The sequence below is a fragment of the Billgrantia desiderata genome, from assembly GCF_900108215.1.
GTDB lineage: Bacteria > Pseudomonadota > Gammaproteobacteria > Pseudomonadales > Halomonadaceae > Halomonas > Halomonas desiderata.
This window is the reverse complement of sequence record NZ_FNVC01000017.1, coordinates 1-13,644: the sequence shown is the minus strand read 5'-3', so window position 1 is coordinate 13,644 and position 13,644 is coordinate 1. Positions and strand designations below refer to the sequence as shown.

Annotated in this window: 14 protein-coding genes; 8 read left to right on the top strand and 6 right to left on the bottom strand. The window is 65.9% G+C overall.

Going from position 1 to position 13,644, the window contains the following annotated elements; all coding sequences use genetic code 11:
* Positions 1–73: 73 nt before the first annotated feature.
* Positions 74–967, top strand: coding sequence for a TatD family hydrolase (locus C4S71_RS14870; RefSeq protein ID WP_103969659.1), 894 nt, complete (start codon positions 74–76; stop codon positions 965–967).
* Position 968: 1 nt separating this feature from the next.
* Positions 969–1,445: a hypothetical protein gene (locus C4S71_RS14865; protein WP_086510721.1), complete on the top strand. Its 477-nt coding sequence runs from the start codon at positions 969–971 to the stop codon at positions 1,443–1,445.
* Here the strand turns inward: C4S71_RS14865 and C4S71_RS14860 are convergent.
* Positions 1,431–2,519 (bottom strand): acyl carrier protein, encoded by a 1,089-nt coding sequence (locus C4S71_RS14860; RefSeq protein ID WP_103969658.1) that lies wholly within the window; start codon positions 2,517–2,519, stop codon positions 1,431–1,433. The two genes, C4S71_RS14865 and C4S71_RS14860, sit on opposite strands and share 15 nt — an antisense overlap.
* Positions 2,516–4,744: a thiamine pyrophosphate-dependent enzyme gene (locus C4S71_RS14855; RefSeq protein ID WP_103969657.1), complete on the bottom strand. Its 2,229-nt coding sequence runs from the start codon at positions 4,742–4,744 to the stop codon at positions 2,516–2,518. The genes C4S71_RS14860 and C4S71_RS14855 overlap by 4 nt, the downstream gene beginning before the upstream one ends.
* A gap of 90 nt (positions 4,745–4,834) precedes the next feature.
* On the opposite strand from C4S71_RS14855, the gene C4S71_RS14850 reads away from it, so the two are divergent.
* A complete protein-coding gene (locus tag C4S71_RS14850) occupies positions 4,835–5,692 on the top strand; it encodes a LysR family transcriptional regulator (RefSeq protein ID WP_235014503.1) in 858 nt (285 codons plus the stop codon).
* On the opposite strand, the gene C4S71_RS14845 is transcribed toward C4S71_RS14850, so the two are convergent.
* On the bottom strand, positions 5,650–6,234 hold the full coding sequence (locus C4S71_RS14845; RefSeq protein WP_086510717.1) for an elongation factor P hydroxylase: 585 nt from the start codon (positions 6,232–6,234) through the stop codon (positions 5,650–5,652). The genes C4S71_RS14850 and C4S71_RS14845 overlap by 43 nt on opposite strands.
* A gap of 136 nt (positions 6,235–6,370) precedes the next feature.
* Between C4S71_RS14845 and C4S71_RS14840 the strand changes: the two genes are divergently transcribed.
* From C4S71_RS14840 to C4S71_RS14830, 3 genes are all read left to right on the top strand, one after another.
* Positions 6,371–7,819, top strand: coding sequence for an MATE family efflux transporter (locus C4S71_RS14840; protein WP_103969655.1), 1,449 nt, complete (start codon positions 6,371–6,373; stop codon positions 7,817–7,819).
* On the top strand, positions 7,791–8,843 hold the full coding sequence (locus C4S71_RS14835; RefSeq protein WP_234239849.1) for a DUF3080 family protein: 1,053 nt from the start codon (positions 7,791–7,793) through the stop codon (positions 8,841–8,843). Before C4S71_RS14840 ends, C4S71_RS14835 begins: the two co-directional genes overlap by 29 nt.
* Positions 8,844–8,996: 153 nt before the next feature.
* Positions 8,997–9,710 (top strand): hypothetical protein, encoded by a 714-nt coding sequence (locus C4S71_RS14830; protein ID WP_086510715.1) that lies wholly within the window; start codon positions 8,997–8,999, stop codon positions 9,708–9,710.
* Positions 9,711–9,785: 75 nt separating this feature from the next.
* Here C4S71_RS14830 and tusA read toward each other — a convergent pair whose 3' ends face one another.
* A complete protein-coding gene (tusA, locus tag C4S71_RS14825; RefSeq protein WP_086510714.1) occupies positions 9,786–10,037 on the bottom strand; it encodes a sulfurtransferase TusA in 252 nt (83 codons plus the stop codon).
* Between the two features lie 26 nt (positions 10,038–10,063).
* Between tusA and C4S71_RS14820 the strand changes: the two genes are divergently transcribed.
* Positions 10,064–10,351 carry an antibiotic biosynthesis monooxygenase family protein gene (locus C4S71_RS14820; protein ID WP_086510713.1) on the top strand — a complete coding sequence of 96 codons (288 nt, stop codon included), beginning with the start codon at positions 10,064–10,066 and terminating at the stop codon, positions 10,349–10,351.
* A 46-nt stretch (positions 10,352–10,397) separates the two neighbouring features.
* Here C4S71_RS14820 and rlmM read toward each other — a convergent pair whose 3' ends face one another.
* Positions 10,398–11,483, bottom strand: a complete 1,086-nt coding sequence (rlmM, locus tag C4S71_RS14815; protein WP_086510712.1) for a 23S rRNA (cytidine(2498)-2'-O)-methyltransferase RlmM — start codon at positions 11,481–11,483, stop codon at positions 10,398–10,400.
* A gap of 249 nt (positions 11,484–11,732) precedes the next feature.
* Here rlmM and gdhA point away from each other — a divergent pair, with 249 nt between their 5' ends.
* Positions 11,733–13,085, top strand: coding sequence for an NADP-specific glutamate dehydrogenase (gdhA, locus tag C4S71_RS14810; RefSeq protein WP_086510711.1), 1,353 nt, complete (start codon positions 11,733–11,735; stop codon positions 13,083–13,085).
* Between the two features lie 106 nt (positions 13,086–13,191).
* On the opposite strand, the gene sugE is transcribed toward gdhA, so the two are convergent.
* Positions 13,192–13,506: a quaternary ammonium compound efflux SMR transporter SugE gene (sugE, locus tag C4S71_RS14805; protein ID WP_176342892.1), complete on the bottom strand. Its 315-nt coding sequence runs from the start codon at positions 13,504–13,506 to the stop codon at positions 13,192–13,194.
* Between the last annotated feature and the right edge of the window lie 138 nt (positions 13,507–13,644).

Below are 13,644 nucleotides of genomic sequence, written 5' to 3'. Positions count from 1 at the left end.
GCTAGTGTAACGCATGGCTGGCTCGCCGTGGCTTTGGTTACAATGCGCGAAAGCTGCAAAGGAGCGCTTCCCATTGGCTGATACCGACGCCGCCTTCGACGATTTTCTGCCCGAGGCACTGCGCTTTCGTTCGCCCGCCCCGTTGGTGGACATCGGCGCCAACCTGACCCATGACAGCTTCGCCCGCGATCTCGAAGCGGTCGTGCAGCGTTCGCGAGCCGCCAACGTCACGACGCTGATCGTGACCGGCACCGATCTCGCTCACGCCGAGCAGGCCGTGGCGCTGGCCCAGCGCTTCCCGGGCGTGTATGCCACCGCCGGCGTGCACCCCCACGATGCCAGCCACTGGAATACCGACCTGGCGGCAGGCATGGCCGAGCTGCACCGACGCCCCGAGGTGGTGGCCGTGGGCGAGTGCGGCCTCGACTTCAACCGCAATTTCTCCACGCCGCTGGAGCAGGAACGCGCCTTCGAGGCCCAGTTGGGGCTGGCCGCGGAGAGCGGCAAGCCGCTGTTCATCCACGAGCGCGACGCCGGCCGACGCATGCGCGAGATGCTCAAGGCCTGGCGCGACGACATCGCCGATGCAGTCGTTCACTGCTTCACCGCCGATCGCGACACCCTGCACGGCTATCTCGATCTGGATCTGCATATCGGCCTGACCGGCTGGATCTGCGACGAGCGTCGCGGCCATCACCTGCGCGAGCTGGTCCAGGAGATCCCGCTCGAGCGCCTGATGGTGGAAACCGACTGCCCCTACCTGCTACCGCGCGATTTACCTGCCAAACTCAAGGGCAGGCGCAACGAGCCTGCCCTGCTGCCGTGGATCGTGCGCGAGATCGCTCACTGGCGCGGCAACGACGAAGCCGAGCTGGGTCGGGCAACCAGCGCGACGGCAAGACGCTTCTTTCGCCTTCCCTTGACCGGCGAACCCCAGGACAATGGCCGCCCCCCACAGGAGTCGTAACATGGCCGACATACCCGGATTCATCGCCGTGGAAACCGGCGCCGACAGCGATCTGCCCCTGGCCATTGCCTGGGTACTGACCGACGGCAGGATCAAGCACACGCTGATCCAGCCCGACGACGACTGGCTCGACGACGAGTTCAACGAGCTCAACGGCTACAGCCTGGAGGAGCTGCACAGCTTCGGCGCGAGTCCGCTCGATGTGATCCGGGAGCTGGAGAGCGATCACTTCAACGCCACCCTGTTTACCGCCGGTGTCAGCGGCGACGAAGCCGCCCTGGCTCGGCTGTTCGACACCTATGGCATCGACCCCTTCGTCGAGCTGGCCCCGGCCGACAGCCTCTACCCCGACCTCTCGGCCGGCGAGTGGAGCCGCGCCCGCAACGAGCTGTTCGGCGAGATGGGGCTCGAGCCGATGCGGCCCGAGCACGAAGTGGAAGTGATGCTGCGGCTGCACGAGCGCCTAGGCGGGGAGTGACGCCCGTCGAGACAGCAGCCACTCGCGCTGCTCCGCCAGGCCCATGCACAGCAGCCTGGGCTCCTCGGCCTGGCCTCGCTGAAAAGCGGTCTTGTCCGCCCAACCCTGCCAGCCGAGCTGGATCAGCGCCTGGGCGGTGACCCCGCCCAGGGTCGCTCCCGGGCCGGGGATCACGATGCGATCCGGCGCGAATTCCCGCACGCCGACCCGGATCGCCGCCGTGAAGTCGTAGGGCGCGACCAGTTGCTCGCCCAGGGTGTAATCCCATAGCGCCTGCGGGTCGGTGCTCCAGGGCGTCCAGACATGGCCGCGGCCATCGATCATCGGCACCTCGGGTGAGCGCAGCGGCAGGTTCGCCAGCGCGCGGCGCGCCTCGCGCTTCACCCCCTCCTGCAGCGGCGTATGGAAGGCGGCGTGCTGGTGCAGCCGCAGCGGGAAGCGCTCGCGCGGTGGCAGGCTCTCGGTCAGCCGCGCCAGCCCCGCCTCGTTGCCACCGAAGACCAGCATACCGCCCAGGTCGATGGAGAGATGGAGCTCCGCCTCGTCCCGGCCGTGGATGCGCTCGAGCAGCACCAGCAGCTCACGCCGCAGCGACCAGTCCGGGCGCCAGTTCTCGTCGACCCAGGGGTAGATGACCTGCCCACCGGCCAGGGTCTCCTGCATGCGCAGCCCCATGCTGCCGATCAGGTGCAGCGCCTCGTCGGGCCCCAGCGCACCTGCCGCCGCCAGGGCGATGTACCAGCCCATGGAGTTGCCGGTCACCGCCACCACCTCGTAGCGTTCGCGGTCGATGGCCAGCAGATCGGCCCAGGCGCAGGCATAGATCAGCGGGGCAGCGTGTTCACCGCGCCCATGCAGGCTCTGGCGAAAGGGCATCTCACCGTCCAGCGCCGTGAGCGTCGGCATGCCGGCCTCGCGGCGCCTGGCATCGAAGCGTGCCAGCCACTCGCTGCCGCCCGCCAACCGGTTCAGGGTGCCCCACTCGGCGGCGTTGTAGGTGCCGCGACCGGGGCACACGATCAGCAGCCGTTCGCGGCCAGCGCTCCGGGGCTCGTTAGCGTGCCGTTGGCTCATGGGTTGTCGCTCCCTGCCGTCGCCTGGCGCGGCGTCTCGGTCGTTGCTTCATCCTTCGCGCTGGGTGCAGCCAGGCGCAGCCCTTGCTCGACGATCGCCGCCACCGAAGGCAGCGTGACCGTGGCCGCCCGCCCCAGCGGGATGAAGCTGTCTTCGGCGGTCAGCCGGTGCAGCCTGTCGCTCGGCATGCCGCGCTCCACCAGCGCGGTGATCAGCTCCTCGCTGAGCGAGCCGCTGCGCCGGCATTCGTCGACGATCAGCACCTGGCCGCATTCGGCGACGCGACGGTGCACGGCATCATGGTCGATGGCGGTCAGCCAGCGCAGGTCGACGATGCGCAGGTGCACGCCCTGAGCCTCCAACCTTGCCGCCGCCTGTCGCGAGAGGTAGACCCCGTTGCCGTAGGTGACGATGGCAAGCTCGCGCCCCTCGCCCCATTGGCCGAGTGCCCCCTGCGCCAGGCGATGCTCGGGCCCCGGGTCGGCGAAGCACCACTGCTGATCGCCCTCTTCATGCAGATCGCGGGTGTGGTAGAGCGCGATGGGTTCGATCACCACCACCACCCGCTGCTCCTCGTCGGCCAGGCGCACCGCCTCCTGCAACAGACCCACGGCATCGGCGGCGTTCGACGGACAGGCCACCAGCAGGCCGGGGATGTCGCGCAGCACGGCAATGGCATTGTCGTTGTGGAAGTGGCCGCCGAAGCCCTTCTGGTAACCGAGCCCGGCGATGCGCACCACCATGGGGTTGGTGTACTGGCCATTGGAGAAGAAACTGAGCGTGGCCGCCTCGCCGCGCAGCTGATCCTCGGCGTTGTGCAGGTAGGCCAGGAACTGGATCTCGAGAATCGGCACCAGGCCGTTCTGCCCCAGCCCGATGCCGAGCCCGAGGATGCTCTGCTCGTCGAGCAGGGTGTCGATCACCCGGTGCGGCCCGAACTGGGCCTGCAGGCGCTGGGTGACGCCGTAGACGCCGCCCTTGCGACCGATGTCCTCGCCCGCCATCACCAGATGGGGATAGCGCTCCATCAGACGGGCGAGCGATTGATTCAGCAGCTTGGCCATGGGCGCCGGCGTGGGCTCCACCTCACCCTGCCACGGCCGTTCACGACTGGCTCGTGGCGGCGGCACGATGCTGGCCATGACCTGAGCGGCCGTCTCCAGTTTGGGCCGACGGATCGCCTCCTCGGCGACATGCGCGACCCGCTCGGCCACCGAGCGGTAGAGCGCCTCGATGGCATCGCGCCCGAGGACGCCGTGACGCTCGAGCAGCCCGGCCGTGACCAGCAGCGGGTCGCGGGTCTCGTCGGCCTTGATCCGCGCGGGAGAGAGATAGGCCTGCTGCGCATCGGAGCCGGCATGGCCGTAGAGCCGCACACAGCGCATGTGCAGGAACACCGGCTGCCTGCGCCGCCGGGCGATGCGTTCGGCCTCCCTGGCCGCCCGCCAGGTGTCGAGCAGGTCGAGGCCGTCGCAGGCCAGGTAGTGAAAGCCGGGGCGCGAACGCATGCTGGCTTCGATCCAGCCGTTTGGCGTGGGCGTGGAGATGCCGATGCCGTTGTCCTCGCACACCATCACCAGCGGCAGCGGCGCCCCTTGATAGGCCGCCCAGCCGGCGGCGTTGAGCGCGCCTTGGGCAGTGGAGTGGTTGAACGAGGCGTCACCGAAGCTGCAGATCGCCACGCCGTCGGCGGGCCACTCGCCGCCGCCGCCCAACCGCCGCCACAGGCCGAAGCTGTAGGCGGCTCCCACGGCCTTGGGCAGGTGCGAGGCGATGGTGCTGGTCTGCGGTGGCACGTGCAGCGACTTCGAGCCCAGCACCTTGTGCCGCCCGCCCGAGACCGGCTCCTCCGCCGAGGCGGCGAAGCTCAGCAGCAGATCCCACAGCGGGGTCTGCCCCGGCACACCGCGACTGCGCTGGATCAGAAAGGCCGCATCGCGATAGTGCAGAAAGGCAGGATCGGTGGCACGAAAGGCGCGGGCGATGGCGGCATTGCCCTCATGACCGGCGCTGCCGATGGTGTAGAAGGCCTCGCCGCGAGCCTGCAGGCGCCGGGCGTGCAGGTCCAGGTGGCGGCTCATCAGTTGGGTTTCGAACAGCTCGGCGAGACCCGCGGCAGAGAGCCCGACCTCATCGAACGACCAGTCGCGCTCGGGGGTTGGCCAGTCGCCGCTGCGCAGGGCGGTGTAGAAACGCTGCTCTTGAGGTAGGGGTTCGAACGCCATGCTGACTCCGCAGGCAGAAGTAGATGCCTCTAGCCTAGCGCGCCCGGGAGGCAAAGCGATAATATCGATCTTCTGCCCCAGATATAGGTCATGCCTATGGATATTCGCAGCCTGCGCTACTTCATCGCCGCCTATGAGGGCGGCTCGATCAGTGCCGCCGCCCGACGCTGTCACGTGGCGCAGCCCTCGATCTCGACGGCGCTGGCTCAGTTGGAGGAGCGCCTGGGTACGCCGCTGTTCGAACGCCATCGGCGCGGCATCACGCCGACCGAAGAGGGCCACCGGCTCTACCCCCTGGCACGTCAGGTCAGTGAAGACCTCAATGCCATCGGCCGGTTGTTTCGCACGCCGGCGCCATCGACGCCGGTGCGCCTGGGCCTGATGCGCTCGCTCGGCGCCAGCCGCATGACGGCACTGCTCAAGGAGTACATCGGTCAGGGCGACAACCTGGCCCTGACCCTGGTCAACCCCGAGGAGCGCTGCGACGCCCGCATCATCGGCGAACAGGACCTGGCAGCCGGCGAGGCGTTTCAGCCCATCTGGCACGACAGCTACCTGTTGGCGCTACCCGGCGGCCACCCATTGGGGCTGAAAGCGACGGTGACCTTGAGCGAGCTCGACGGCCTGCCGTTCATCTGGCGCCACCCCTGCGCCGCCATGGAGCAGCTGGCATCGGCGTTGAGCGATGCCGGCGTACGCTGTCAGGTCCGCGCTCGCCTGCGCACCATCGAATACACCCTGGGGCTGGTGGCGGCCGGCGTCGGTGCTTCGCTGGTGCCGGCCTGGCCGGAGATCCTCGATCGTCCGGACGTGCAGTGCCGGCCGCTCAGTGGCCTTGCCATTCGCCAGACCGTCGGCGTGGCCTACCCGTCGCGCCAGGCCATGCCCGCCCTCGAGCCGCTGCTTCAGCTCGGCAGGCAGGCATGGGAGTCGGCCGGCTCTGCCTGAGCCAAGCGATCGAGACCGCTGGCCACGGCACGCTCGATGGAGAGCCCCTGCCGGTAGAAGCCCTGCAGCGCGGCATGAAAGGCCGCCGCCCGGGCGGGGAGCCCTTCTCGCTCGTAGCGCGCCGCACGGGCCGTGACACGGGCCGCGAAGGCTTCGCGGTCGACCTCCACGTCTCCGCCCAGGTTGTCGACGCTGACGTGAAAGCGCAGCCCGCAGGCGTGTGAAAAAAGCATCTCCAGCGCCTGAGGCGCCACTTCCGCCGCCTCGAAGCGGCGCTGCTGCTCGGCATCGCGCCCATCGGGCAGATACCAGTAGCCGTAGTCCTCGAGCTGGCGACGCCGCTCGCCGGCGATGCACCAATGGCTGATCTCGTGCAGAGCGCTGGCGTAGAAGCCACGGGCGAAGATGACACGGTGGTGGGGACAGGCCGTATCGGCAGGCAGATAGAGCGGCTCGTTGCCGCCGCGCACCAGCCGGGTGTTGAAGCGCGGCACGAAGAGCCCGTCGAACAGGGCGATCACGTCCTCGAGGCGATGCGTCACGCTGGCGTCCTGTGTGGCTGAACGGCGGGACAGTATAGGCGAGTCGAGCACGCAGCGAAATTCACCGGATATTGCTAACATATTCGGTTCTCCTGACGCATTGGTCAGGCTTTCGACACGCATGGAGCCTTCTGCCTTGGCAACGTTCTTCTCCGACCTGCTGAGCGTCAGCCGCACGGAAACGCGGCCGCTGATTCGTCTCGCCCTGCCCATTTGCGGCGCCCAGCTGGCCCAGGCCGGCATGAGTGTGGCCGACGTGATGATGACGGGGCGACTCAGCGCCACCGACCTGGCCGCGGTCTCGGTGGGCTCAAGCCTGTGGCTGCCGCTGATGCTGTTCATGACCGGCACCTTGATGGGGCTCACGCCCATCGTCGCTCATCTGCTCGGCGCCGGCACCACGGAGCGCATCCGCCCCAGCGTGCACCAGGCGCTGTGGGTGGCCCTCGCCCTGGGCGTGGTGGCGGCACTGCTGCTGTGGTTCACGGTAATGCCGATCTTCCGTGTGATGGACGTTCCCCCCGAGGTGGCACGCCGCTCGGCGGCCTATCTCTCGGCCGTGGCCTTCGGCATGCCGGGCATCGCACTGTTCCAGGCGCTGCGCGCCTTCTCCGACGGCATGAACCACACCCGCCCCTCGCTGTGGATCAGCCTGGTAGGGCTCGGGGTGAACATTCCCAGCAACTACGTGTTGATATACGGCGGCGACGGACTCACGGCGCTTTTCGGCGGCTGGCTGCCCGGCTGGATACAAGGCCTGCCGGCGCTGGGCGCACTGGGCTGCGGCATCGCCACCGCACTCTCCATGTGGGTCATGTGCCTGACCATGATCGCCTACACGCGGCGCTCGCGGGCCTACGGCAACGTCTCGCTGTGGCACTCACCCACCCCGCCGCGCTGGCGTCTGATCGGCGAGCTGCTCTACGTGGGCGTGCCCATCGGCGTGGCGATCTTCGTCGAGGTGACGCTGTTCACGCTGATCTCGCTGTTCATCGCCAGTCTGGGTGAAGTGACGGTGGCGGCGCACCAGGTCGCGCTGAACTACACCTCGATTCTATTCATGCTGCCGCTGGCCCTGGGCATGGCACTGACCGTCAGGGTCGGCAACACCCTGGGCCAGGGCAAGGCCGAACGGGCACGCATGGTGGCCTGGAACGGCATACTGGTCTCGGTGCTGATCGCATTGCTCAACAGCACCTTGCTGTGGTTCACGGCAGAGCCGGTCATGGCCCTCTACACTCACGATACGGCCGTGCAACGCCTGGCCCTGTCGCTGGTCCTGCTGGCCATGCTGTATCAGGTGTCCGACTCACTGCAGGTCAATCTGGCCGGTGCGCTCAGAGGCTACAAGGACACCCGGATCATCATGGTCATCACCCTGTTCGCCTACTGGGCGGTAGGGCTGGCTGGCGGCCACTGGCTGGGTACCCGCGGCCTGCCCGGCTGGAGCGAACCGCTGGGAGTGCATGGCTACTGGATCGGCCTGATCGCTGGGCTCACCGTGGCGGCGCTGCTGCTCGGCGAGCGGCTGCGGCGCAGAGCCAAGGGAGTCGCGCATGGCAAGCAGGAGATACCGCTGGAGTGAAGCGAAACGCCTGCTGACGGCAGGCATGATGGCATTGCTGGTGACAGGCTGCGGCAACGGCGAACAGGGCGATGCCAAGCTCATCGAGTACCAAAGGGCGCTCGCCGAAGCCCTGGGACAACCGGCGCCGGAGAGGACGGCGCCACCCAACATCGGCGCCTTTCCCGAACGCGATGAGCGCCTCTTCGAGGTTGCCGAAACCCGCGAGGGCATACTCAACGTCTACGCCTTGCGCGATTGCCACATCACCCAGCTGGTCGCCGCCCGCAACAACCAGCTCGGGCGCGTGGCGCCACCCAGTCAGCAATGGATATACGAACTGGAACTGTGGCGCCGCCTGCACGCCTGCTGGCACAGCGACGTGCCCGATAGCTTGTCGGACGCCAACCGCGAGCGCCTCGAACGACTCACGCTGATCAAGACCGAGCAACTGCCGAAGGTGAGCTGGAACAGCCTGTTCGACTCCGACGAGTGGGTGCGCAGCTTCTCGCGCGCCAGCTCCCCCCTGGCACCGGACGATACGCGCGGCATCGAGGCACAGTTCGAGGCCCTCGCGTGGCTGCATCAAGCCACCGTCAACCAGTTCAATCCCGCATGGCAGCACCAGTCGAGCACGCTGGAGAATCATCTCAATTCGCTGCGCAGCCGCCCCCTGACCGCCGAGCTGCTGCGCGCCCTGATGCTCGCCGAAAGGCGCCTGAACGAGGCAAACGCACTGCTCGCCGCCAACCTCGAGTCGCAGCGCGGCTGTACCGCGCTTGCCTCACCCGCCGGTGAGCTGAGCGAAGAGATGGCCGACATGGCGGCATTCGCCTGGCTGGACCGGTTGGAGAGCCTGGCGACACGTTGGCTCGAAGCGATCGACTCCCTCCTCGCAAGCCATGTGCCTCCGCCCGAGGCGATTGATGACTATCGCCATGCCTGGCTGTCGCTGGAAAACCCCGAGGCCCCTCTGCCCGCCCTGCGCCAGGCTCGCAGCGAGCATCGGCAGCATTGGCAAGCCCTGGTCAGACGCTGCACGTGAAACCCGGCACTGCACGAAAAAGGTGCCGACAGGCTTAACTTGGATGCCAACTCTGTGATATTGGTGATTGCGAGAAGGTAGGAGTCGATCCCGTCAGCCTTGCCGCAGCCGTGACCTTGCCGCTCGGCCCATGCAGAATCTGGAGGGAGGAACATGGGTATGACACTGTCACCCCGACCTGCCCGGGTCATCGACCTGGAAACGATGCGCCAGAAGCTCCAGGCCAAGCGGCGCTTGGTGCGCCTCTCCCCCGAGCTCGACGGCCTTGAAATGGTCTACAGCCTGGCCTCGGACCCGGACTCCCTCTACGGCATGCCCATTCTGGCCTGGGGCCTGCGTGAAGATGGCGATGTCGTGGGCCTGGTGCCCTGGATGGAGACGTTGACCTCCTGCCATCAGCTCGACGATGCCGAGCATGGCCGTTTCGTCGGCTATCGCGACCCCGAAACCGAAGAGCTGCTCGAATACCCCCCACCCCACAAGGCCTGTGAGCTGGAACATGCCGCCGCCTACTTCGACTACGAAGAGACGCGCGACATTACCCTCATCCAGCAGATTCCCGACACTCAGGGCACCCATGCTCTGTGCATCGATGACGACGACCGTCCCTGGCAGCTCAAGCAAGTGTTCGGCTGGCGTCTCTACAGCGACGGTAACGTGGAAGCCCTGCTGGCCGATGAGTCGCTCATCGAATCGACGCCGATCCTGCCCGGCGACGCCTGCCTCTATCCGGGCCGAAGCCGTCACAGGATGGTCTACTTCTTCCAGCGCAGCATCGCCAATCGAATCCGTGAGCAGGACCCTGGCACCCTGGAAGCTCTGGCGTTGATGGTCATGCCCAATACCGCCGTGAGGGCCGACGGCTAGGCTCTGCCCGAAAACTGGCTGCGCTCGCCGACTTTTCAAACAGAGCCTTGGCACGCAGCAGGGGCTGGCAGTACATCAGCCCAAGCGGATAAAGTAGAGATAGTGGCCGTCCGACTCCTCCTGCGCCACCAGCTCGTGGCCCAGGAAGCTGCAGAACTTGGGGATGTCACGGGTGGTGGCGGGATCCGTCGCCACCACCTTGAGTATTTCGCCGGGACGCATGTCACGCACCTTGTTGTGCATGAGCATGATGGGCTCCGGGCAGTAAAGACCGGTCGTGTCCAGCTCGACCTGGTGGACGGGCTGCGAGTCGGCGGTATTCGTCATCGATCGACCTCGTTGGGAACTGCTAGATGATAAAGATCATAATCGAACGTCGCATCATGCCTGGCCTGGAAGAGGAATACGAGGAAGCCGCCCGTGAGGCGATGCGTTTCTCACTCGGTGCCAGAGGGTTCGTCGGCGGCGAAACCCTGGTCGAACGCGGCCGCAGCGACCGACGCCTGATGATCGTCAAGTGGCGGGATCTGAACGCCTGGAACGAATGGTACACCAGCGAGGAACGCGCCAGGGTGATGCAGCGCATCCTGCCGCTGCTCACCGAGGACGAAACCATCCGCGTCTACGAGCCGTCCTACTGACCTCTGTACCTGACCTCAGTACCTGGCCGCCGCAGCGGGCCCGGTATCAGTCCAGCAGCCTGACATGCACCGTGACCTCTTCACGATCATGATAGAGATGCCGGCAGCGCAGCGTAGCGCGAACGCCGGCATCCTCCAGCCCCTCTTCCAACAGCGCCAGGCAGCGCTGCACCTCCTCCCAGCGTCGCTTCATCGGTAGCTTGAGATTGAAGATCGCCTCCCGGCACCAGCGCCGAATCAGCCAACGTTGAACCATGGCAGTGACCCGGGCGGGCTTGTCGACGATGTCGCAAACCAGCCAGTCCAACCGATAGGGCGGCTCCCAGACGAAACCGTCTTCGCGCAGATGCTCGACCATGCCCGTGGCCATCAGGTCGCCTTTCATGGGGCCATTGTCGATGGCATAGACATGCATGCCCCGAGCGACCAGTTGCCAGGTCCACCCGCCGGGTGCCGCCCCCAGATCCGCCGCCTGCATTCCCTCGGAAAGGCGCACGTCCCACTCTTCGCGCGGAATGAACTCGTGCCAGGCCTCCTCGAGCTTCAGCGTCGAGCGGCTGGGCGCCGCCGCGGGGAAGCGCAACCGGCGAATACCGCCGGGCAGTTCGCTGCGGTTACCCGGAAAGCTCATGCCCAACTGCACGAGATCGCCATCCATCCAGAACAGATGCAAACGACGCCCGCCGCCCTTGCGCCGGAGCGCCCCCCGCTTGCGCAGTGCCGACTCGAGCGGGCGCGTCAACGCCTTGATCAACCCCGCCAACGCCTTGCCCTCGTTGGTATCGGGCGTCTCATGCCAGATCGAATCGAAACTCCAGCCGCTCTCCACCACCTGCTTGAGGATGGGAGACAGCCTGTCGTCACGCTCCAGCTGCAGTGACGGCAGCGCCACCAGGCTCTGACGCGCGAAGATGAGCCGCTCGAACGCCAGCTGACGATGCAGCTCATTGGCCGGCCGCTCATCGTCGACGACCAAGTTCACGAACCCGGACTGATCGATGAACTCGGCCCTGCCCTGCCAGCCGAGTCGCTCGACGTTTGCCGCCACTTCGGCCGCCACATCGGCTTCGAAACCAGGACGACAGTAGAAGAGCAGCTGATCGGGCACCATGCGTTCTGCCAGGCTGGACATCGGCGTTTCTCTCACGGATTCGTTGGTGACGCATGGTACCAGCCCTGGCCTTCGCTGTCGGCCATCTCGATATCGTTAAAAAATCGTCCTTTAAAATTACCTAATGCTCGATATTGGTGCGCAAAAAACGGCAATTTGAAAGCGATTTCGACTCATATCAATGTCTAATTCCGACATAGCCTATGCAATTGCTGCATATTGGTGCATTGAATTATAGTGAGCGCACCTATTTACCATCAGGACACAGCCATGACTTACGTGCACGACACCCTCGAAGGGCTGAGAAAGAGCAGCCCTGCCCAGAGCGAGTTCTATCAGGCGGCCGAGGAGGTCCTCGAGTGCCTGCGCCCGCTGCTCGAAACGGTGCCGCGCTACCACCAGCACAGCATCATCGAGCGCATCGTCGAGCCTGAGCGTCAGATCATGTTCCGTGTCAGTTGGGTCGACGATGCCGGCAAGGTACAGGTCAACAAAGGCTATCGCGTCCAGTTCAATTCGGCCCTGGGTCCCTACAAGGGCGGCCTGCGCTTCCACCCCAGCGTCAACGCCAGCATCATCAAGTTCCTGGGCTTCGAGCAGATCTTCAAGAATGCTCTGACCGGGCTGCCCATCGGCGGCGGCAAGGGCGGCTCCAACTTCGACCCCAAGGGCAAGTCCGACGGCGAAATCATGCGTTTCTGCCAGTCGTTCATGAACGAGCTGTATCGCCATATCGGCGCGACCATCGATGTACCGGCCGGCGACATCGGCGTAGGTGCCCGAGAGATCGGCTACATGTATGGCCAGTACAAGCGTCTCACCGGCAGCTATGAGGGCGTCTTCACCGGCAAAGGGCTGAACTGGGGCGGTTCGCTCGGCCGCAAGGAAGCCACCGGTTACGGTGCAGTCTACTTTGCGCAGAACATGCTCGAGGCGCGCGGCGACAGCATCACCGGCAAGACCTGCCTGGTATCCGGCGCCGGCAACGTGGCCATCTACACCATCGAGAAGCTCTACCAACTCGGCGCCCGCCCCATTACTTGCTCGGACTCCCGCGGCACGATTCACCACCCGGAAGGCATCGACCTCGAGACGCTGAAGCTGCTCAAGGAGGTCAAGCGGACCACATTGCGCGAGTATGTGGAGTACCATCCCGAGGCGACGTATATCGATGCTCAGGACTACCCGAGCGACGGCCATGCCGTATGGCGCATCAAGGGCGAGGTTGCCTTCCCCAGCGCCACTCAGAACGAAGTGACCGAGGCCGACGCCATGGCGCTGCTCGGCAACGGCGTCCACTGCATCAGCGAAGGCTCCAACATGGCCTCCACCGCCACTGCGGTGGACCGCTTCCTCGAAGCCAGGATCGCCTATGGGCCCGGCAAGGCAGCCAACGCCGGCGGCGTGGCCACCAGCCAGCTCGAGATGGCGCAGAACAGCAGTATGCAGCAGTGGTCGTTGAAGAAGGTCGATACCAAGCTGCAGGCGATCATGGCAGGGATTCATAGGCAGTGTGCGGGCACCGCCGAGGAGTTCGGCGAGCCCACCAACCTGGTGCTGGGCGCCAACATCGCCGGCTTCCGCAAGGTGGCCGATGCCATGATCGATCAAGGCGTCGTATAAGCCGCCCCGTCCGGGTCGTCGGACTCCCGACGGCCGAACACGACAAAGCCCTGGCCTTCACGGCCAGGGCTTTGCTTCATACGGGTACTTTCTTGCCTATCAATTGTTAAGCAGCCAGCTTCAAACCCACCAGGCCGGCCAGGATCAACACCAGGCTGAGCAGCCGCAGCGGCGAAGCGCTGTCGCCATAGAGCAGAATGCCCAGCAAGACCGTACCCACCGCACCAATGCCTACCCAGATGGCGTAGGCGGTACCCACGGGCAGCACCTTCATTGCCTGTGCCAGCAGGTAGAAGCTGGCCACCATGGCGATGACGGTCAGTACACTGGGGAGCGGCCGGGTAAAGCCGTGTGACGCTTTCAGGCCCAACGCCCACGCCACTTCGAGAAGACCGGCCACGACCAACAACAACCAGGCCATTGAGATTTCCTTCTTGAGGGTCCGAGGCCGTCCCCGGGTTGGCAAGCACACCATCGGGTCGTCCCGCTGGCGATCAGGGGGACGTTTTGGGACCCCCAAACGGCGAAACCCAGCCTCTCTCGAAGCTGGGTTTCTGAA

Bases quoted from the DNA above. Each gene is read 5' to 3' on its own strand.
- C4S71_RS14865 (WP_086510721.1), top strand. From the start codon at position 969: ATGGCCGACATACCCGGATTCATCGCCGTGGAAACCGGCGCCGACAGC.
- C4S71_RS14860 (WP_103969658.1), bottom strand. From the start codon at position 2,519: ATGAGCCAACGGCACGCTAACGAGCCCCGGAGCGCTGGCCGCGAACGG.
- C4S71_RS14855 (WP_103969657.1), bottom strand. From the start codon at position 4,744: ATGGCGTTCGAACCCCTACCTCAAGAGCAGCGTTTCTACACCGCCCTG.
- C4S71_RS14850 (WP_235014503.1), top strand. From the start codon at position 4,835: ATGCCTATGGATATTCGCAGCCTGCGCTACTTCATCGCCGCCTATGAG.
- C4S71_RS14835 (WP_234239849.1), top strand. From the start codon at position 7,791: ATGGCAAGCAGGAGATACCGCTGGAGTGAAGCGAAACGCCTGCTGACG.
- C4S71_RS14830 (WP_086510715.1), top strand. From the start codon at position 8,997: ATGGGTATGACACTGTCACCCCGACCTGCCCGGGTCATCGACCTGGAA.
- tusA (WP_086510714.1), bottom strand. From the start codon at position 10,037: ATGACGAATACCGCCGACTCGCAGCCCGTCCACCAGGTCGAGCTGGAC.
- C4S71_RS14820 (WP_086510713.1), top strand. From the start codon at position 10,064: ATGATAAAGATCATAATCGAACGTCGCATCATGCCTGGCCTGGAAGAG.
- rlmM (WP_086510712.1), bottom strand. From the start codon at position 11,483: ATGTCCAGCCTGGCAGAACGCATGGTGCCCGATCAGCTGCTCTTCTAC.
- gdhA (WP_086510711.1), top strand. From the start codon at position 11,733: ATGACTTACGTGCACGACACCCTCGAAGGGCTGAGAAAGAGCAGCCCT.
- sugE (WP_176342892.1), bottom strand. From the start codon at position 13,506: ATGGCCTGGTTGTTGTTGGTCGTGGCCGGTCTTCTCGAAGTGGCGTGG.